This window comes from Shinella zoogloeoides, assembly GCF_003574625.1.
GTDB classification, from domain to species: Bacteria; Pseudomonadota; Alphaproteobacteria; order Rhizobiales; family Rhizobiaceae; genus Shinella; species Shinella zoogloeoides_A.
Genome location: NZ_QNUJ01000001.1, coordinates 526,179 through 544,003 on the forward strand (window position 1 = coordinate 526,179; position 17,825 = coordinate 544,003).

A 17,825-nucleotide genomic window follows, 5' to 3' on the forward strand; every position below is an offset into this window, starting at 1 on the left:
CGAAAGTCGATGGGGTCAGAGACCCATTTATGTATCCGAGAAGTGTCGGTCGCTCGGGGCTAAGCCGTCCTAAAACCGGAATGATATGTTCAGGCGAAGGCAGGTTGCCGTCGAGTTTTTGGCGGTGCGACTGCTTGGCTGCTGAGGATTCCTGCAACAGGAGCTGCACTCTTGTTGTTCGCGGCGCAGGGTCTGGCAGATGCTGGTCAGGCAGCGAATCTAGACCAAGCGTACTAGTCCGCCACAGGAGTTAAAGGGGCTGATGCGCAAGAGCACCATACGGTTCGAGCACAGGTGAGAGCGAGACCGTCATCGTGTTTGGACTATGCGTGGTTAAACTGAAGATCAGCTTGCAGCCCGTTGTCGGTTTCCCGGTTCCGCAACGCAAAGCCTATGCGATAGGCATCGACGATTTCGCGGACGATGGAGAGACCGAAACCCGAGCCGGGTGATGCCGTGTCGAGACGCCAGCCTCGGCGGGTGAGATTGTCGAGTTCCTGCTCCGGCACGCCTGGGCCATCGTCCGAGATTGTGAGATGCAAGCTGGTTTCATCGCGCCACCAGCGGACGTGGATCTCGGCCTTTGCCCATTTGACGGCATTTTCGAGCAGGTTGCCGATGAGCTCGCGAAAGTCGGCTGGGTCCATGGCCACGGTCTCGGTGCTTGGGCCGTCGATCTCGAACCGCAGCCGCTCGCCGGATGGGGAGCGCTTGAGGATGCGCACGAGCTCGCCGACGATCATGGCGACGTCGGCATCCGAGCGGCGCAGTTGCGCGCTGGCGGTGATGCGGGCGAGCGCCAGCTCGCGTTCCACGTGGTTGCGCATGACGGATGCCAGATGCTCCAGTTCGTCCGCCATGGCGGTATTTCCCTTGTCGCGCAGGGTCACGGCGTCGTTCGAGAGCACAGTCAGCGGCGTGCGCAGGCCGTGGGCGAGGTCGGCCGCGCGCTTCCTCGCCTTGCCCATCATCGCTTCCTGCGTATCCAGAAGCGCATTGACTGCCGCCACGGTGCTCTGGAATTCGCTAGGATAGGGGCCGGTCAACTGGCTGGCACGCCGCTCGCGGATGCGCACGATCCCTTCGTTCAGCGCCGCCAGCGGCCGCAGCCCGAGGGTGAGCTGCAGGATCGACGCGACGACGAGGAAGGCGCCGAGCCCGGCGACGGCCGGCAAGATGTCGCGGATGAAAGCGGTCCTGGCCTCCTCCAGCGTGCGCGCGTCGATGGCGGCCGCGATGCGCAGCGCGCGTGTCCCCTCTGGTGCGGCGACCCGCACGAGCCGTTCGAGGACGATCAGCGAACTTCCGGCTGGGCCGGGCAGCAGGTAGCGATGGACCGCGCCCTCGGCGTGCTGGTCCGCAGGCAAGGCGAGGGCCGTGTCGAACAGCGAGAGCGAACGGATGGTCTGCCCCCGCGCATCGTCGACGATCTGCCAGTAGAGCCCGCCATAGGGCGTGGCGAAGCGCTGGTCGAGCGGACTTTCCGGGCGCTGGAGCGTGCCGTCGGCGGCAAAGGACAGCGCGCCGGCCAGCGTGTTGATATGGCTGGTCAGCTCCGCGTCGATGCGATTGCTGATGTTGCTCGAGAAGAGCGAGACCAGCAAGGTGACGGTCAGCGTCAGCGCGAGGCTCACCGTCAACGCGGAAATCAGCAGGAGGCGGCTGCGAATGGAGGCGGGCCATCTCATGCGGCGGCGATCCGATAGCCGTAGCCGCGGCGCGTCTCGATGAAGGCCTTTCCCAGCTTACGCCGCAGCCGGCCGATCAGCACCTCCACCGAGTTGCTGTCGCGGTCGAAATCTTGGGCATAGAGCTGCTCGGTTAGTTCCTGCTGGCTGACATAGCGCTCGCGGTTCTGGAACAGATGGTGCAGGCAGCGATATTCGAGCGGCGTCAGGTCGATCGGACGGTCCCGGAGCGTCACGGATTTGCTGCGCGGATCGAGATGCAGGTCGCCGGCACTGAGCACCGGGCTCGGCTCGCCAGCATAGCGGCGCAGGATAGCGCGCAGGCGGGCGAGGACTTCCGCGATCTGGAAGGGCTTGGCGAGGTAGTCGTCCGCCCCGGCGTCGATGCCTTCCACGCGCTCTTCCCAGTTGCCGCGCGCCGTTAGGATGAGGACGGGGAAGCGGCGCCCGTCCTTGCGCCAGCGCTTCAGGATAGTCATGCCGTCCATGGAAGGCAGGCCGAGATCGAGAATGACGGCGGCGAAATCCTCGCTCTCACCGCGATACCAACCGTCTTCGCCGTCGCGGGCATGGTCCACGACATAACCCGCCCGCTCCAGATGGGCGATGAGATCGCGGGCGATCAGCCGGTCGTCTTCGACGAGCAGTATGCGCATCATTCGTTCTCGACTTCGAGGATCGTGCCGCTCGCTGCGTCCATCTCGATTTCGACGAGCTGTCCCTCGGGCGACAGGACTTTGAATTTATAGAGGAAGCGCCCGTGTTTCCGGCGCGGCTCCACGCGCACGATATCGCCCTTGAATCGCTGGCGCACGATCTCGCGCAATTCGGCGAAGGGTTTGATTGTGCCCCTCGAGACCGCCTCCTGGGCAGCGTCGAGGGTGTGCCCGTCCGTGTCGTCGCCGTCATCGTCCGCATGGGCGGCCACGCCGGCCGACAGGAGCCCGGCAAGGGAAAGGGCGGCGATGGACATGAGGAGGATACGCATGATCGAAGCGTAGCACGCCGAGGCTGAAATTTTGCTGACATTTCCCGTCAGCCATCGCTCAGCCACGGTTGCCTATGGTGCGTCCAGCGTCGGGGCAGGGTGCTCCGGCCGGCCACAAGGAGAAATTCCATGAAGACATTCCTTCTCGCAACCGCCCTTCTGGGCTTGTTCGCCGCCGGTGCGGCCCGCGCCGAAGATGAAGGCAAGGGTTGCAACGTGCCGAAGGACAAGTGGATGACCGAGGACGCCATGAAGGACAAGGCCAAGGCGATGGGCTTCGACGTCCGGCGGATAAAGGTCGAGAACGGCTGCTACGAAGTCTATGCGATCGACGCCAAGGGCGCCAAGGTCGAGACAATCTTCAATCCGCAGACCGGCGAGCCCGTCGGCTCGGAAGGAGCGGAATGATGGCGCCGCTCTCCCGAACCAGTGGGGCGGGGGAAAGCGTCAAGGTGTGGGACCCGCTCGTGCGGGTCTTTCACTGGTCGCTGGTCTGCCTCTTCGTTTTTTCCTTCGTTACCGGCGACGAATGGAAGAAGGCTCATATCCTTTCCGGCTATGCTATCGCCGGGCTGATCGCCTTGCGCCTTGCCTGGGGGCTGCTGGGGCCACATCACGCACGCTTCGCCAACTTCCTCTACGCCCCCACGACGATTCTAGCGTTCCTCCGTGACAGCCTCGCCTTCCGCGCCAAACGGTATCTCGGCCACAATCCGGCGGGTGGCGCTATGGTCGTCCTGCTGCTCACTGCGGTGTCCGGCATCGTGACCACCGGTTATATGATGACCACGGATGCCTATTGGGGGGTCGGCTGGGTGGAGGATGTCCACAAGGTCCTTGTCTATTCGACCATCGGGCTGGTCGCCCTGCATATCGCTGGCGTTGTTCTAGCCAGCGTCGAGCACCGGGAAAACCTCGTGCGTGCCATGGTGACGGGAAGAAAGCGCCGCGAAGGTTGATGTGCGGTTGTCTATATGGCACCATTTAGAATAGTTCTAAATAAATAGCCTGACGTCATCATGCAACCACAGTCGATCTGCTGAAATCGGAGATGCCATGCGCGCCGTCCACAAGGAAAGCCACCTCATCGAACGTATCGGCTGGCTCCGCGCGGCGGTGCTGGGTGCCAATGACGGGCTGATCTCGACGTCGAGCCTCATCGTCGGTGTCGCGGCGGCGACCGCGGCATCGCAGGAAATCCTCGTCGCTGGTGTCGCCGGGTTGGTGGCTGGTGCGATGTCGATGGCGGCAGGGGAATATGTCTCCGTCAGCTCCCAGGCCGATACGGAACAGGCCGACATGGCGCGTGAGCGTCACGAGCTGGCCACCCAGCCGGAGGCGGAGCTGGCAGAACTCGCCGCAATCTACGAGCAGCGCGGTGTCGCGCCGGATCTTGCCCGCCAGGTCGCCGAACAAATGATGGCGAAGGACGCCTTCGAAGCTCATGCACGGGACGAACTTGGCCTGTCGAGCCACGTAATGGCGCGGCCTGTCCAGGCGGCGCTGACGTCGGCGGCGACATTCGCGACGGGCGCGGCCCTGCCGCTGGCGGTCGCCCTGCTGACGCCGTCGGGAACGGCCGTCTGGGCTGTGTCCGTTGCCTGTCTCATCGGGCTTGCCGTCCTCGGCGCGATCGGCGCGCGTGCCGGCGGTGCTGGCATCTGGCGGCCGACTGTCCGGGTCGTTTTCTGGGGCGCGGTCGCCATGGCGTCGACGGCGGCCATTGGCACCCTCATCGGCCGGGCGATCTGATCATGAAACGTCTGTCGTTCGATACGCCGACGATGATGTCGCTGCTGACGGTGCTGGGCATGATCCTCGCCGCGGCCGGAACCTGGCCGCCGGTCGAGGGGCTTGCCGTTCTGCGCTGGCCCGGGCTGGCGCTCGTCTATGTCGCTGGTGGGGTGCCGGCCACGGGGAGCGCGCTTTTGGCCCTGTGGCGAGAGCATGTCCTGGACATCGATCTCTTGATGGTGGTCGCGGCAGTCGCGGCCGCAGTTGTCGGCGCGCCGTTCGAAGGCGCCGTGCTGCTGACGCTGTTCAGCGTATCGACGACGCTCGAGCATCAGGCGCTCGGACGTGCGCGCCGCGCCGTCGAGGCGCTGATGGCGTTGCGCCCCGAAACGGCGTTCCGCAGGCAGGCCGATGGCTCTGTCCTGGAAGTTCCCGCGGCGGAGCTGGCTGTTGGGGATGTGGTGATCCTGCGGCCCGGCGCTCGCGTGCCGGCCGATGGCGTCATCCTGCGGGGGCGCGGCGGCATCGATGAAGCCAATATCACCGGCGAATCCATGCCGGTCTCCAAGGAGGCGGGCCAGCAGGTGTTCGAGGCCACGGTCAATCTGGACGGCATTCTGGAGGTCGCGGTCGCAAGAACGATCGGTGACAGCACGATCGCCCGCATGATCCGGCTGGTCACGGAGGCCCAGGAGGCCAAGGCTCCATCCGAGCGTTTCAGCGCCTGGTTCGGGCAGCGCTATACTGTCGCCGTCCTTCTGGGCGCAGCTCTCGCCTTCGCTGTTTTCTATGGGATCGGGCGCGATTGGGAGCCGGCGCTCTATCGCGCTGCGACCCTGCTGGTCGCGGCCAGCCCCTGCGCGATCGTCATATCGGTGCCCGCGGCGATCCTATCGGCACTCTCGGCGGCCGCGCGGGGCGGCGTGTTGTTCAAGGGCGGCGGCGCGCTTGAAACGCTGGCCGCCGTTGATGTCTTCGCCTTCGACAAGACAGGCACGCTCACCAACGGCCGGGCGGCCGTGACGCGGATCGTCGCGTTGGACGGGGACGAACGCGGCTTCCTGTCGCTGCTGGCCGGGCTCGAAGCCCATTCCGAGCATCACGTCGCCGCGGCGATCCGCCGGGAGGCGGCCGCGCGGGATATAGAGCCGGCGCGTGTCGCGGATGTCAGCGCTCGCCCGAGCGCCGGAATCGTCGGCACGGATGCGCTTGGCGTGCTCTGGGCTGGAAACCTCCATCTCGTCCGAGACATGGGGGCTTCTGTCGACCGTATTCAGCTTCAGGAACTCACCGACAGTGCCGAAACCGTCGTCTATCTGGGGCGTGGAGAAAACATCCTCGGCGCCGTCAGCGTGGCGGACGAGGCGCGGGCAAGCTCTGCCCCGGCGCTTGCGGCCCTGCGCGCCGACGGCGTGCGCCGCATCGTCATGATGACCGGTGACCGTCGGTCGGTGGCGTTGCGGATCGGCGCGGGGCTCGGCCTCGCTCCCGATGAGATTCATGCCGAAATGCTACCGCAGGACAAAGTGCTCCATGTGGGGGAACTGGCGGGCGGCGGCACCGTGGCCTTCGTCGGCGACGGCGTCAACGACGCGGCCGCTCTTGCCCGCGCCGATGTCGGCATCGCCATGGGGGCGGCCGGCTCGGAGGTCGCCCTTCAGGCGGCCGATGTGGCTCTGCTGTCGGAAGACATGAAGAAATTGGCCGATGCGCACCGGCTGGCGCGCCGGACCGCGGCGGTCATCCGGCAGAACCTTGTCGTCGCGATCGGTGCCATGCTGGTGCTGGTGACGGGCGGATTATTCTTCGATCTGCCGTTGCCACTAGCAGTGGTTGGACATGAAGGCGGGACCGTGCTCGTGGTCCTCAACGGCCTGCGCCTGTTGTCGGACCCGATCCGGTGGCCTGTGGACGCGAGCAGATTCTCCCGTCCTTCAGGGGAGCGGCCGATGGCGGCGCCCACTTCGGCCGCATCGCCCGCCGATGGGCCGGTGTAAGCGCCGGCCGCGCCCAATGGTCAGCAGGACAGGAAGCGATTGCGGGTATTCTCATCGAGAAGCAGCCGCGTGATGCCGCCGAAAGCCCATTCCCGCAGGCGGCTATGGCCATAGGCACCGGTGACGATGATATCTGCATCGCTCGCGTCGATGACTTGTAGGAAGCCGATTGTTTCGTCGGCGCTTTTGATCATCTGCGGCCTCGCTTTCACATTATGCTGGGCGAGATAGGTGACGATCTCGGTGAGACTCTGTATCTCGGCTGGTGTGGGCTCCGGGGAAACAGACACGACGGCAACATCATAGGCGACGGAGAGCAGGGGAAGCGCATCCGCGATTGCGCGGCGGGCTTCACGGGTGTCTTTCCAGCCGACGACGATCTTTCTTGCCGGAAGCGCGTGCTGGCCGCTTCGGATCACCAGCAGGGGACGTCCTGCGCGCAGCACGACGGTTGCCGGGTCCGCCCGGTTTCCGGCCGCCATCAGAACGAGATCGGCGATGCGGGCGGCGGTCACGACCGCCTCGGTCGGCGTCGTCGCTTCCCCGCGCCATTCGGCCTCGATCCGGTTTGCCGCCAGATGAAGGAACGCGGCGCGAATCTCCTCCGCGTGCTTCTTGGGCGTTTCGGTGGCGCAAAGCCCGATGAGCCGTGCACCCGAGCGGGACGCCAGATCGATTGCGGCGCGCATGATCGGCTCAGCGGGCTGGTCGATATCGAGATTGACCAGAATGGATCGATAAGCCATGTGTGCATTCCTCCGTTCAAGGCAAGTGTCGAAGAGCATAATGCCGATCGCGAAGCACATATTGACCTCGGTCAAAATATCGCGTGGCGCATCGCCAATCGATTTTTAGGCCTTCGTGCCGTTGACCGAAATCAACGCCTGAAACAAAGTCCTCCGAATTCTGCCATGATGATTGTTACGGAGGCAGATATGTCGAACACACTCCACACTTTGGCGAAGAATTTCGTGGCCAGGCGGATTGAATCCGTGTCCTGAAGGTCGCCGATCCGGCTTTTGCTGACCTACTGGGGGACTACGACGCGGTGAACGACAACATTCATCTCGCGGTGATGAATGTCGCTCCGGTCGGGCAGGGTCATGAGATGATGCGCCGCAAACAGCGCCTCGCCATCGAAGACCGGATCATGGAAGCGCTTCAAGGCGCCTGACGTTCAGCCGGCAGAGGGCGAGACCGGTCAGCCGCGCCGTCCCGCTTCCAGCAGCGCCTTGCCGTGGATCGCAAGCATGCGCTCCTCATTCGTCGGGATGATCAAGGTCTGGAACGGCGGTAGGAACTTCAGCCGGACGAGGATCGCATCCCGAACCGGCCCCGCGTTTTCCCCGACCCCCCCGGTAAAGACGAAGGCGTCGAGTCCACCCATGGACACAGCCATCATCGCCGTGAACTGCGCTACCTTCAGGGCAAAATAGTCGAGGGCGAAGCCGGCTCTTGAATCCGTGCTTTCGAGCAAGGTCTTCACGTCGTTGCTGAGGCCGGACAGACCCTTCAGGCCGGATCGTTCGTAAAGTGCGTGTTCTACCTCGTCAGCGCTCATGCCGAGCTGACGCAGCATGTAGGTAACTGCGCCGGGATCGATTGCGCCGGTGCGGCTTCCCATCGGTAGACCGTCGAGCGCGGTCATGCCCATCGTCGTGTCGACGCTGATGCCGTCCCTGAGGGCGCACAGGCTCGCGCCGTTGCCGAGATGCCCCACCACGACCCGGCCGCGTGCGAGATCGGGATGTTCGCTTGCAAGCACACGGGAAATCCACTCGTAGGACAGCCCATGGAAGCCATAACGGCGGATGCCTTGGGCCCGTAGCGAGGCATCGACCGCAAAAGCCTGGAAAAGCGGCGCATGGCCGGCATGAAAGGCGGTATCGAAACAAGCGATATCCGGGGCGTCCGAGAGGCGGTCCGAAGCTGCGATGCCCGCAAGGTTGTAGGGCTGGTGCAATGGCGCGAGCGGCGCTAGCGCCGCAAGCCGCCGCAGGATTTGGGGCGTGACGATGACGGGCGCGACGAAATCGGCGCCGCCATGCACGATTCGGTGTACCGTCGCCACCATGCGCCAGGCATCGTCGTACCGGTCGATGAGATCGATCACCGCGCCCATGGCGGTCTCGTGGTCGTTGGCGGCAAGCGCCCTGTCGATATGAACGTCGCCCGCCGTAATTGTCGCGCTCAGTCTTGCCTCGGTGCCTATGCCGGTGACCTTGCCCTTGGCAAGCTTGTCGAGCGCATCGTATCCGAAGATCTCGAATTTCAGGCTCGAGGACCCCGTATTGAGAACGAGCAATACATTCATCATTTGATGCGGCCTTTGGCGCGGGCATCCGCGAGCAGGCAGGCAAGGGCGGAGGACAATAGGCGTGTGCGCTGGTCGTCGGCCCGGCTCGTCAGGACGATGGGAACACGGGCGCCCAGCACGATACCGGCCGCCTCCGCCCCGCCGAGGAACGTGAGCTGCTTTGCCAGCATGTTGCCGGCTTCGATATCGGGAACGAGAAGGATGTCGGCATCGCCGGCGACAGCCGACACGATGCCTTTCTCCCGCGCCGCCTGCGGGCTGATCGCATTGTCGAAGGCAAGGGGACCGTCGATCAGGCAGCCGGTTATCTGCCGGCGGTCCGCCATCTTGCAGAGCGCGGCTGCGTCCAGGGTCGCTTGCATCTTGGGATTGACTGTTTCCACCGCCGCGAGAATGGCGACCTTCGGTGGTCGCGCCTCGCCAAACACCACGCACCAGAGATCAACGGCGTTCTGGATGATATCGGCCTTCACTGGAAGATCGGGCAGGATATTAACGGCGGCGTCGGTAATCATGAACGGCTTCGGATAGGAAGCGATGCTCATGAGGTAACAATGGGAGATGCGCCGCTCCGTGCGCAGCCCGGCGCCGGCCTTCACGATCTCGCCCAGAAGTTCGTCCGTGTGCAGCGAGCCCTTCATGATGGCGCTCACATTGCCACCCGCGGCCAGTTCCGCCGCCTTGGCCGCGGCCGCATGGCTATGCTCAGTGTTGACGATCTCCCACCCTGCTATATCAATCCCGGCCTCTCTGGCCGCCTCGGCTATCCGCGCCGCAGGCCCAATGAGCACCGGCGCGATCAGGCCTTCCCGCATCGCCTCGAAACCGGCCGCAATCACGTTGGCCTTCACTGGATGCACGATCGCCGTACAGGTGGGCGGCAGCTTGCGGCAAAGGGCCAGAATCGCATCTGTCTGTCCACTCATCGCACGTTCCCCTAGCGCCTTATGTAAAGTTGTGGATGAGCAATCTTCACGATGGTCCGACCCTAGGCAAGAGGCCTTTTCCCTTAAGGCGCCCACTGCTGCACAGCGACGTTTGGTGGAGTTTGCACCGAGTGTTCGAGGCTTTCGATGGGAAAACGTATTGAGATCAACGGTCGCTCGATTTTTCCTATTTCTCAATTCGGCGTAGGAGGAATATATATTTTCATGTCGAAATTGATATTCGTAAATAAAAAAATCATTTTGACGTTCGTCAAATTTCAAGATCTCATTCTGATGAATGTATTATTTATCGTATGTGCTATTTGGCATACGGTTTATATTCGATTTTCATAGAAATTTAATTTTCAATATGTTTATCGGGCAGAGCGAATGTGCCGCTTTCATGAAAGGCATGATGCCTGCATTCAGGAGTGTCTTTTATGCGATTGGTCGATATTTCCGTTAGCAAGCGTCTTTGGGCAGCCGTCGCGGTTCCGATGTTGGCGGCCGCTTATCTTGCCTATGCCCAGAGTTCCGAGCGTCTCGAAACCTATCGGAACATGGGCGATATCGTCACGGTCAGCCAGGAAATGGTGAAGATCGGCGGTGTCGTTCATAGCCTGCAGGTCGAGCGAGGTTTGACGACCGGGTTTCTTGGATCGAAGGGAGCCACCGGCAGTGCAGAGCTTCGTGTGGCGCGCAACGCCTCCGACGCCGCGATGACCGGATTCGCGCAAAGCATGAATAATCTCGATGCGGCGGTCGACGCCGATCTCTCTTCGGTACGGCGCGGTCTGGAGGAAAAGCTGGCCGCGATCGCCGACCTGCGCCCGTCCGTCGATGCGCTGACGGCGGGGGGGCCGGATGCCTTTGCAACCTATACGGCCACCATTGATGATATCATTGTGCTGACAAATCGCCTGTCCAGGCTCGCTTCTGATGCGGGGATTGCGCAACGCATGCTCGGCTATGTCCATCTGATGCAGGCCAAGGAGGCGGCCGGTCAGGAACGTGCCCTCGGCAACGGCTTCATCGTTTCCGGTCGGGTTGATCCGGTACGGTTTGGCTTATTCGCGGGGCTTGCCGGTCAGCAGGATGCGTTGATCACATCGGCGCTCTCCGTGCAGGATGATAGTCACCGTGCCCGCTACGAGCATATGCTGACTGATGTGTCGCAAACGATGGAGGATTTTCGCGCGCGTATCGTTGCCGGAGGCGTGGATGCGATGCTCGAAGGTTTGGAGAGTCCGCTATGGTTTGCTGCCGCAACGGAGCGTATCGATGCGCTGAAGGTAATAGAGACTGAAAATCTCAAGGATATCGGCGATCTCGCGCTTGCGACTGCCGGGGCGGCCTATCGCAGTTTCCTCACTCTCGTCCTCGTTTGCATCGTTGTCGGCCTTATGGTGATGGGCCTTTCCGGATTAATGGCGATGACGGTCGTACGTCCGATCGGGCGCATGGTCGGAGCCATGGATCGACTGGCTTCCGGCGATCTCGACTTTGATCCGGTCACGACCGGCCGCAAGGATGAAATCGGTGACATGGAGCAGGCCGTAGAGGTTTTCCACGAGGCTGCCGTGCGTAATCGAGAGCTGGAAGCGGCAGAGACAGAGCGGCGCGCACAGGTCGAGCGCGAGCGCACCGAGATGCAGCAGGCCGCGGAAGCCGAAGCCGAGGCTCGTCTCGTCCGTGCAACCTCGATATTCGCCGCCAGCATGCAGCGCCTTGCGGCTGGTGACATGATGTGTGAGTTGCAGCAACCGCTCGACACGCATTTCGAAGCACTTCGGCAGGACTTCAACGCATCTGTCCGACAATTGCGTGAAACCCTGGAAAGTGTTGGTGTCTCGGTTTCGACCGTCACGGGCGGCTCGCGTGAGGTGTCGTCGGCGTCCGACGATCTTTCCCGCCGCACCGAGCAGCAGGCCGCGTCGCTGGAGGAAACCGCTGCGGCGCTGGAAGAGATTACCGCCAATGTGGCAGCGACCTCGAAACGCGCAGACGAAGCCCGCGACATCGTACGACATGCGGAGAGCAGGGCCGGGCAGGCAGGCACCGTCGTAGAGAGTGCTGTTCTTGCGATGGAACGGATCGATCACGCTGCACGGCAGATCGGCCAGATCATAGGCGTCATCGACGAGATCGCCTTCCAGACTAATCTTCTCGCGCTGAATGCCGGGGTGGAAGCGGCACGCGCGGGGGAGGCGGGCAAGGGCTTTGCCGTCGTCGCGCAGGAGGTTCGTGAGCTTGCCCAGCGGTCCGCCAAGGCTGCGAGGGAAATCAAGGAACTGATCGGCAACTCCGAAGCCGCCGTGGGCGAGGGCGTGCGTTTGGTCAGCGATACCGGCGCGGGGCTCGACGAGATCGCTGAACTTGTCCAGTCGGTTACGCGGCACATGGAGGCAATCGCGACGGCAGCGCAGGAACAGTCCGCTGGTCTTCTGCAAATCAACACCGCGGTAAATCACATGGACCAGGTCACGCAGCAGAATGCTGCAATGGTTGAGGAGATGAATGCCGCTGGTGCCGCTCTGGCGCAGGAAAGCGCGACACTCGATGGTCTTCTCGCCCGGTTCCAGTTCGGCCGCCCGGACGGATGGGATAGTGCACAACGAGCCGCCTAGCAAAGAGGTGTGGCGCCATCGTTCGCCGCTGCACCTCAATTCGGCAACGCTTCTTGGATATTCGCGATCAATGCCGAAGACTTCGATAAAACGGCTGCGTGGTCCCGCTGCGGTGAGTTTGTTCAGTGCATCGTGCGCCGTCCGGAATTCATAGCCCTCCCTGAACGCGCAGGAAGTCGATGATGCGCCCTAGACCGTCCCCATGCTTCCTTCGGCGACCATCATATGCACGGCCTTGAAGGCGTACGCTTGTACACCAAGCTCAAGACCATCACGACCCGCTGGCCGACTGGCATCCGTTCAGGCGCGGATTTCGTCATGCCGACGATGCGATAGGGCCAGACGTCGGGATATTGCGCCGCCGAGGTCACACTCGGCGGTGTATCTCACGGTACGTTTATCGGTGGTCTTGCAACAGCAGGCTCCACCCTGAATGGAGCCGCCACATGTCCGGAGGTTGATGGCGCGGAACTTGTCGATCTCGCAATTTTTCCCGACGAGGGAAACTCCATCTTGCCTGAAATAGACATAGTGCTCACCACTATCCCGCATCTCATCGGAGGAGATTCGAACTGCACCTATGTGTTCCGAACACACTGTTGAAGTCTGCTTTCTCGACCTCGTTCTCCACAAGCGGACTATCAGCTCACGGCCCCAAATCGGATATCTAGCGTGCGCAAGCTGAAGTGCACAACCGGCCCATATTGGTACTCAATGTATCGACCTACTGCTATTCGGGATATTCAGAAAGTTCTGCGGTCATGCACCGCTAGCGCCGCGCGAATAGATGACTATAGTCAAATGGCCGCCTCCGTCAGAGAAGGCCTTTGGCCTTGAGGTCGGCGGCGAAGGTTGCGAGCGGCATGACCAGCGTGAGGGGACTGTTTTTGAGCGGCTCGGCCCCGTAGCTGGCATACCATTTGGCCGCCCGCCCCCCCTTTGCGTCGATGATCAGCAACGCGCCGCCAGCCTCGGTGGCGACCCGCAGGCAGCGCAACGCAACGGCCGCGAGGAGTTGGCCACCCAAGCCGTGGCCGGCTACCTTCACGTCGGTCGCAATGCGTGCCAGCTTGAAACCGGAAACCTCGTGCTGGGCCAATCCTTTCGTCATCGACGCCGGCACTAGCTCATGGGCTATGGCGGAGGGGGCAACGGTGTAGAAGCCGAGCACGCGATTGGGCGTGGCGACGTCGATTGCGCAGAAAGTCTTTGAAGCATTTTGTTCGTGGCTTTGACGCGCGTAGCGCCGGAAAAACTCGTTCATCGCCGGATCGCCGCAGTCGAAAGACTGACGATCATGCGACTTCGCGATGGCTTCTTCTCTCCATGTGGGCAGTGTCATAGGGTGTCGGGCAACGCCGCGATTGCCGAGCGCAATTTTGCGTTGGGCTTAGGCGGGTTTTCCATCAGCTCAAGCACGCGCGCATGATCGCGTGACGAGAGCCGAACGACCTCGGCCGCCTCGATCACGGCTTCGGCCTCCCGCAAGGCGGTCTGGGTCACGAAGTTGGTCAGGTCGGTGTTGCGCAATGCGGCCGCGCGTACGAGCTTGGCCTTCGTTTCCGGCGAGACGCGCAGATTCATGCGCTTGTTGTCATCCACGGCAGCTTGGGGCATCTCCATCTCCCTTGTGCAAGGTACTTGTTCAAGATGTACGCGAGCTTGGCTTGATTTTCAAGGTCGTGCGTCTTGATGGTGTACGTAATCCTCCGGTCGCTTGCCGTAGAGGAGGCTTTTAAAGCAAGGTCTCAAGTTTAAGACGCGCCAAGCCTGATTAGTTTCCCGGGAAAATCCGCTGGACAGATTATCACGACCCTGCTGTCGCTGTGAGCGTTCAGGTAGCCGTCTAGCCGCCCCCGAAAGGTCCATCTGGTGGGACCGATGGATTGACTGTCACTGTAGGGGCGTAACCATAAGGCGGCGATAATTTCGCATAGCAGCCATAAAATTCCACCGGACTGTCGTATTGGATTGTAGTACAAGACTGTCGTACAGGGAGTATTAGGTGATAAGGGTTTAATAATCTTCTCAATGGCTTGAAATAGGGCGGAATCCTTGGCTGGGAATCCTGGCGCCCCAGCCAGCGCTTATTTCGAGCTTCTGAAGCTCTGGATTACTAAGCGTTTTCAGATCGTTGATGATGTTTGCGGAAGGGCGTATCCGAAGACTGCCCTCACCTCTGCCTCGGACGTAGCAGCAAGCATCGAACGTTGCAGGACGGTGGCCGGCCTTGTTGCTGCTTTTTCGAGGCGCGAGCTTGCGAGCACGGTGCGTCCGCAGCGCTGGCGTATTTCCAGCAGGTCCGTAGCAGAGCGGCGGGCTGCACGGCATTGAACCGGTCCGATTAGGCCACGGCAGGTCGTTCAGTCTCGTCTGATCGCGGCAGCAATCTGCTCGACAACGCTTCTTAGCGGTGCATCGATATCGACAATTATGGCTTTCTCATCGTTCTCTGGCAGCTCGAGTGCGGCGAATTGGCTGTCGACAAGGCTCGTCGGCATGAAGTGCCCGGCCCTGGTGGCCATGCGCGCGCCAATCAGGTCCCTACTGCCGGACAGGTGGACGAAGGTGACCGGTGCGCCGGCCTCGCGGCGGATGTGGTCGCGGTAACTGCGCTTCAGCGCCGAGCAGCCGAGAATGAGGGTGCTGTCCGGTTCGGCGAGCCTCTGGCCGACGAGGGTCAGCCAGGGCCAGCGGTCGTCGTCCGTCAGCGGTTCGCCACGGCTCATTTTCGCGATGTTTGCCGGCGGATGCAGGTCGTCGCCGTCGAGATAGGTGGCGTCGATGCGCATGGCGAGAGCCGTGCCGACTGTCGTCTTGCCGCAGCCGGCGACACCCATGAGGACGAGGCGCTGCTGGTCGGGAGGGATACCCATGTTAGAGCGAGGCCGTGATGCCGCCGTCGACATAGAGCACGTGCCCGTTGACGAAGGAGGAAGCATTCGAAGCAAGGAAGACGCAGGCGCCGACAAGCTCCTCCACTCTTCCCCAGCGGCCGGCCGGCGTGCGTTTCTCCAGCCACTCGGTGAAGGCCGGGTCGGCAACCAGTGCGGCATTCAGCGGCGTATCGAAGTAGCCCGGCGCGATGGCGTTGCATTGCAGGCCGTATTTCGCCCAGTCCGTCGCCATGCCCTTCGTGAGGTTGCCGACGGCGCCCTTGGTCGCGGTGTAGGGCGCAATGCCCGGACGGGCGAGCGCGGTCTGGACGCTGGCGATGTTGATGATCTTGCCGGCGCCGCGGCCGATCATGTGGCGGGCGACGGCCTGGCCGACATTGAAGACCGTCGAGATGTTGGTCTTCAGGAGGCGTTCGAAGGCATCTTCCGGAAAATCCTCCAGCGGGGTGCGGTGCTGCATCCCGGCATTGTTGACGAGGATGTCGATGGCGCCGACCCCGGTCTCGAACGCATCGATGGCCTCGCGCACGGCCCCATGATCCGTCGCGTCGAAGGCGAGCGTGTGCCCGGCGCCAAGGTCCCGCGCCGCGGCGGCGAGCTTGACCGCATCGCGGCCGTTGAGGACGACGTCCGCACCTGCGGCCGCCAGCCCCCTTGCAAGCGCAAGGCCGATGCCCTGCGAGGAGCCGGTGACGAGCGCGCGCTTGCCCGTCAGATCGAACAGTTGAGTACTCATGGGCTTCCTTCCATGGGATTCAGGCAAGTCCTCGCCGCTGTCGACAGGCGAGGAGGGGGAGTGCAGGGTCAATGTCCCAGGAGGTGCGGCACCGTGGTGCTGATCTGCGGCACGAAGGCGAGGATCAGAAGGTACACGATGAGTACGCCGATGAAGGGCAGGGCGTGCTTGACCACATCGACAAACCGCGCCTCGGCGATCGCGCTGGTGATGAAGAGCAGCACGGCGACGGGTGGCGTGACGGCGCCAAGCTGCGTCGTGACGATCATCAGAATGCCGAGATGCAGCGGATCGAAGCCGAAGGCCTGCCCGACATAGGCGGCAACAGGAACGAAGACGATCAGCACCGCAAGGCTTTCCAGGAACATCGTCAGGATGAGGATGATGCCGAGCAGACTGAGCAGGACGACGTAGCGGTCGCTGGAGATCGATTGCAGCAGCGCGAGAACCGACTGGTTGAAATTGACGTAGGACAGGAGCCAGCCGAGTGCGCCGGCGACGGCGATGATGCCGACGACCATGGCGACGGTAACGGCCGCATCCAGGAAGATGCCCGGCAGGTCACGCAGACGGATCTCGCGATAGACGAACATGCTGACGATGGCCGAGTAGAGGCAGGCCGCGACGCCCGCTTCGGTGGCCGTGAAGACGCCGGCAAAAATGCCGCCGAGGATGATGAACGGTGCCAGAAGCGCCACCCATGCGCCGCGGATGCCGTTCAGGATCTCCCGGAACGTGGCGCGCTTCGTATGATGACGCAGGGCCGGATATTGCGGGAACATCGCGAGGATCCGGATGAAGCCCGACAGCAGCGCGGCAAGAAGCAGGCCGGGAACGATGCCCGCCATGAAGAGGCCGCCGATCGAGACACCCGTCATGGCGCCATAGACGATCATCGTCATCGAAGGAGGAATGATGGGGCCGATGATGGCTGCGACGGCGACGATGCTGGCGGCGAGGCCCGGCTGGTAGCCCTGTTTCTTCATCGACGGGATCATGATGGAGCCGATCGATGCAGCCTCGGCCGCAGAGGAGCCGGAGACGTTCGCCATGGCCGTGCAGGCGACGACACTGGTGTGACCGAGGCTGCCGCGCAGATGCCCGACGAGCGTCTGCGCGAAGGTGACGAGCGCACCGGAAAGCCCGCCCTTGGACATCAATGATCCCGCAAGGATGAAATAGGGTAGCGCGAGCAGGCTGAAGGAATCCAGCATGGCAAAGGTGCGCTGCGCGAAGAGTGCGAAGTTGACGCCGGGCATGACGAAGATGCCGGCCGCGCTGGTCAGGCCGATCGCCAGCAGCACGGGTAGACCCAGCCCGACCAGAACGAGGAGGCCGCCGAAGAGAAGAATGAGCGTCATGCTGCCGATACTCCCAGTACCTTTTGAAGCAACCGGTCCACGGCCGTGAAGACGAGATAGGCTCCGCCGATAAGGAGGCCGAGATAGACTTTGTCCATCGTCACGCCCATGCCGGGGCTGGTCTGCCGCCAGGCGACGCCCATCAGCGTTGCGGTTCCGGAGATGATCGCGATGCCCAGAACCAGCCAGGCGAGATCGATGATCCAGCCGAGAACCAGCGCGCCGCGAGCGCTAAGCGCATTCTGGAGAATGTCGACGCCGATATGGGCGTTGCGGCGATAGCCGATGGGCACCGCGAAGAACACCAGCCAGATATGGCTGTAGCGCTGGAACTCTTCCGACCAGCTCAGCGTGCTGCCGAGGAGGAACCGGTTGAAGACCTGCCACAGCGCGGCGAAGACCATGGCGGCGAACAGGATGACGACCGCGATCTCGAACAGCCGATGGACTGCCGAGAAGAGCGTGCCGAGCGGCCCGGGAAGCGTCGCGACCGGCTTGCCGGATGCCTCCTTCTCGACCGTATCGAAATCAGATGTGACATGCATCGCAACCCC

General features: G+C 62.6%; 17 protein-coding genes and 2 pseudogenes. 7 read left to right on the top strand and 12 right to left on the bottom strand.

Annotated elements, in window-relative coordinates; all coding sequences use genetic code 11:
* Positions 1 to 323 precede the first annotated feature (323 nt).
* From DSD28_RS02540 to DSD28_RS02550, 3 genes are read right to left on the bottom strand one after another with little or no spacing between them, the layout of a single operon-like run.
* Positions 324 to 1,688 (bottom strand): sensor histidine kinase, encoded by a 1,365-nt coding sequence (locus DSD28_RS02540; protein ID WP_119254766.1) that lies wholly within the window; start codon positions 1,686 to 1,688, stop codon positions 324 to 326.
* On the bottom strand, positions 1,685 to 2,344 hold the full coding sequence (locus tag DSD28_RS02545; protein ID WP_119254968.1) for a response regulator transcription factor: 660 nt from the start codon (positions 2,342 to 2,344) through the stop codon (positions 1,685 to 1,687). The genes DSD28_RS02540 and DSD28_RS02545 overlap by 4 nt, the downstream gene beginning before the upstream one ends.
* Positions 2,344 to 2,676, bottom strand: coding sequence for a PepSY domain-containing protein (locus DSD28_RS02550; protein ID WP_119254767.1), 333 nt, complete (start codon positions 2,674 to 2,676; stop codon positions 2,344 to 2,346). The genes DSD28_RS02545 and DSD28_RS02550 overlap by 1 nt, the downstream gene beginning before the upstream one ends.
* Positions 2,677 to 2,805: 129 nt before the next feature.
* Between DSD28_RS02550 and DSD28_RS02555 the strand changes: the two genes are divergently transcribed.
* From DSD28_RS02555 to DSD28_RS02570, 4 genes are all read left to right on the top strand, one after another.
* The gene (locus DSD28_RS02555; RefSeq protein ID WP_119254768.1) at positions 2,806 to 3,084 is read left to right on the top strand and encodes a PepSY domain-containing protein; all 279 of its coding nucleotides are present in this window, start codon (positions 2,806 to 2,808) and stop codon (positions 3,082 to 3,084) included.
* Complete coding sequence (locus DSD28_RS02560; protein ID WP_413251185.1) at positions 3,081 to 3,635, top strand: cytochrome b/b6 domain-containing protein; 555 nt, start codon at positions 3,081 to 3,083, stop codon at positions 3,633 to 3,635. Before DSD28_RS02555 ends, DSD28_RS02560 begins: the two co-directional genes overlap by 4 nt.
* A gap of 97 nt (positions 3,636 to 3,732) precedes the next feature.
* Positions 3,733 to 4,428 (top strand): VIT1/CCC1 transporter family protein, encoded by a 696-nt coding sequence (locus tag DSD28_RS02565; RefSeq protein WP_119254769.1) that lies wholly within the window; start codon positions 3,733 to 3,735, stop codon positions 4,426 to 4,428.
* 2 nt (positions 4,429 to 4,430) lie between these two features.
* Positions 4,431 to 6,407: a heavy metal translocating P-type ATPase gene (locus DSD28_RS02570; RefSeq protein ID WP_119254770.1), complete on the top strand. Its 1,977-nt coding sequence runs from the start codon at positions 4,431 to 4,433 to the stop codon at positions 6,405 to 6,407.
* Between the two features lie 20 nt (positions 6,408 to 6,427).
* Here the strand turns inward: DSD28_RS02570 and DSD28_RS02575 are convergent, their stop codons facing one another.
* Positions 6,428 to 7,228 (bottom strand): universal stress protein, encoded by an 801-nt coding sequence (locus DSD28_RS02575; RefSeq protein WP_245424708.1) that lies wholly within the window; start codon positions 7,226 to 7,228, stop codon positions 6,428 to 6,430.
* Between the two features lie 227 nt (positions 7,229 to 7,455).
* Here DSD28_RS02575 and DSD28_RS26365 point away from each other — a divergent pair, with 227 nt between their 5' ends.
* The gene (locus tag DSD28_RS26365) at positions 7,456 to 7,581 is read left to right on the top strand and encodes a hypothetical protein (protein ID WP_281048087.1); all 126 of its coding nucleotides are present in this window, start codon (positions 7,456 to 7,458) and stop codon (positions 7,579 to 7,581) included.
* Between the two features lie 27 nt (positions 7,582 to 7,608).
* Here the strand turns inward: DSD28_RS26365 and DSD28_RS02585 are convergent, their stop codons facing one another.
* Both DSD28_RS02585 and DSD28_RS02590 read right to left on the bottom strand, forming a co-directional pair.
* Complete coding sequence (locus DSD28_RS02585; RefSeq protein WP_119254773.1) at positions 7,609 to 8,724, bottom strand: acetate/propionate family kinase; 1,116 nt, start codon at positions 8,722 to 8,724, stop codon at positions 7,609 to 7,611.
* Positions 8,721 to 9,635, bottom strand: a pseudogene (locus tag DSD28_RS02590) (bifunctional enoyl-CoA hydratase/phosphate acetyltransferase); the annotation flags it as partial. The gene DSD28_RS02585 and the pseudogene DSD28_RS02590, both read right to left, overlap by 4 nt.
* Before the next feature lie 455 nt (positions 9,636 to 10,090).
* Between DSD28_RS02590 and DSD28_RS02595 the strand changes: the two are divergent.
* Both DSD28_RS02595 and DSD28_RS26200 read left to right on the top strand, forming a co-directional pair.
* Positions 10,091 to 12,277 carry a methyl-accepting chemotaxis protein gene (locus DSD28_RS02595; RefSeq protein ID WP_119254775.1) on the top strand — a complete coding sequence of 729 codons (2,187 nt, stop codon included), beginning with the start codon at positions 10,091 to 10,093 and terminating at the stop codon, positions 12,275 to 12,277.
* Between the two features lie 210 nt (positions 12,278 to 12,487).
* Positions 12,488 to 12,613: pseudogene (locus tag DSD28_RS26200) on the top strand (methylmalonate-semialdehyde dehydrogenase (CoA acylating)); the annotation flags it as partial.
* A gap of 478 nt (positions 12,614 to 13,091) precedes the next feature.
* Here the strand turns inward: DSD28_RS26200 and DSD28_RS02600 are convergent.
* The 6 genes from DSD28_RS02600 to DSD28_RS02625 form a co-directional block, all read right to left on the bottom strand.
* Positions 13,092 to 13,619: a GNAT family N-acetyltransferase gene (locus tag DSD28_RS02600; RefSeq protein WP_119254776.1), complete on the bottom strand. Its 528-nt coding sequence runs from the start codon at positions 13,617 to 13,619 to the stop codon at positions 13,092 to 13,094.
* Positions 13,616 to 13,900: a DUF1778 domain-containing protein gene (locus DSD28_RS02605; RefSeq protein WP_119254777.1), complete on the bottom strand. Its 285-nt coding sequence runs from the start codon at positions 13,898 to 13,900 to the stop codon at positions 13,616 to 13,618. Before DSD28_RS02605 ends, DSD28_RS02600 begins: the two co-directional genes overlap by 4 nt.
* Positions 13,901 to 14,640: 740 nt before the next feature.
* Positions 14,641 to 15,153 carry a gluconokinase gene (locus tag DSD28_RS02610; protein ID WP_245424710.1) on the bottom strand — a complete coding sequence of 171 codons (513 nt, stop codon included), beginning with the start codon at positions 15,151 to 15,153 and terminating at the stop codon, positions 14,641 to 14,643.
* A 1-nt stretch (position 15,154) separates the two neighbouring features.
* Positions 15,155 to 15,910, bottom strand: a complete 756-nt coding sequence (locus tag DSD28_RS02615; protein ID WP_119254778.1) for an SDR family oxidoreductase — start codon at positions 15,908 to 15,910, stop codon at positions 15,155 to 15,157.
* Between the two features lie 68 nt (positions 15,911 to 15,978).
* Positions 15,979 to 17,271, bottom strand: a complete 1,293-nt coding sequence (locus tag DSD28_RS02620) for a TRAP transporter large permease (protein WP_119254779.1) — start codon at positions 17,269 to 17,271, stop codon at positions 15,979 to 15,981.
* Positions 17,268 to 17,816, bottom strand: a complete 549-nt coding sequence (locus DSD28_RS02625) for a TRAP transporter small permease (RefSeq protein ID WP_119254780.1) — start codon at positions 17,814 to 17,816, stop codon at positions 17,268 to 17,270. The genes DSD28_RS02620 and DSD28_RS02625 overlap by 4 nt, the downstream gene beginning before the upstream one ends.
* Positions 17,817 to 17,825 lie beyond the last annotated feature (9 nt).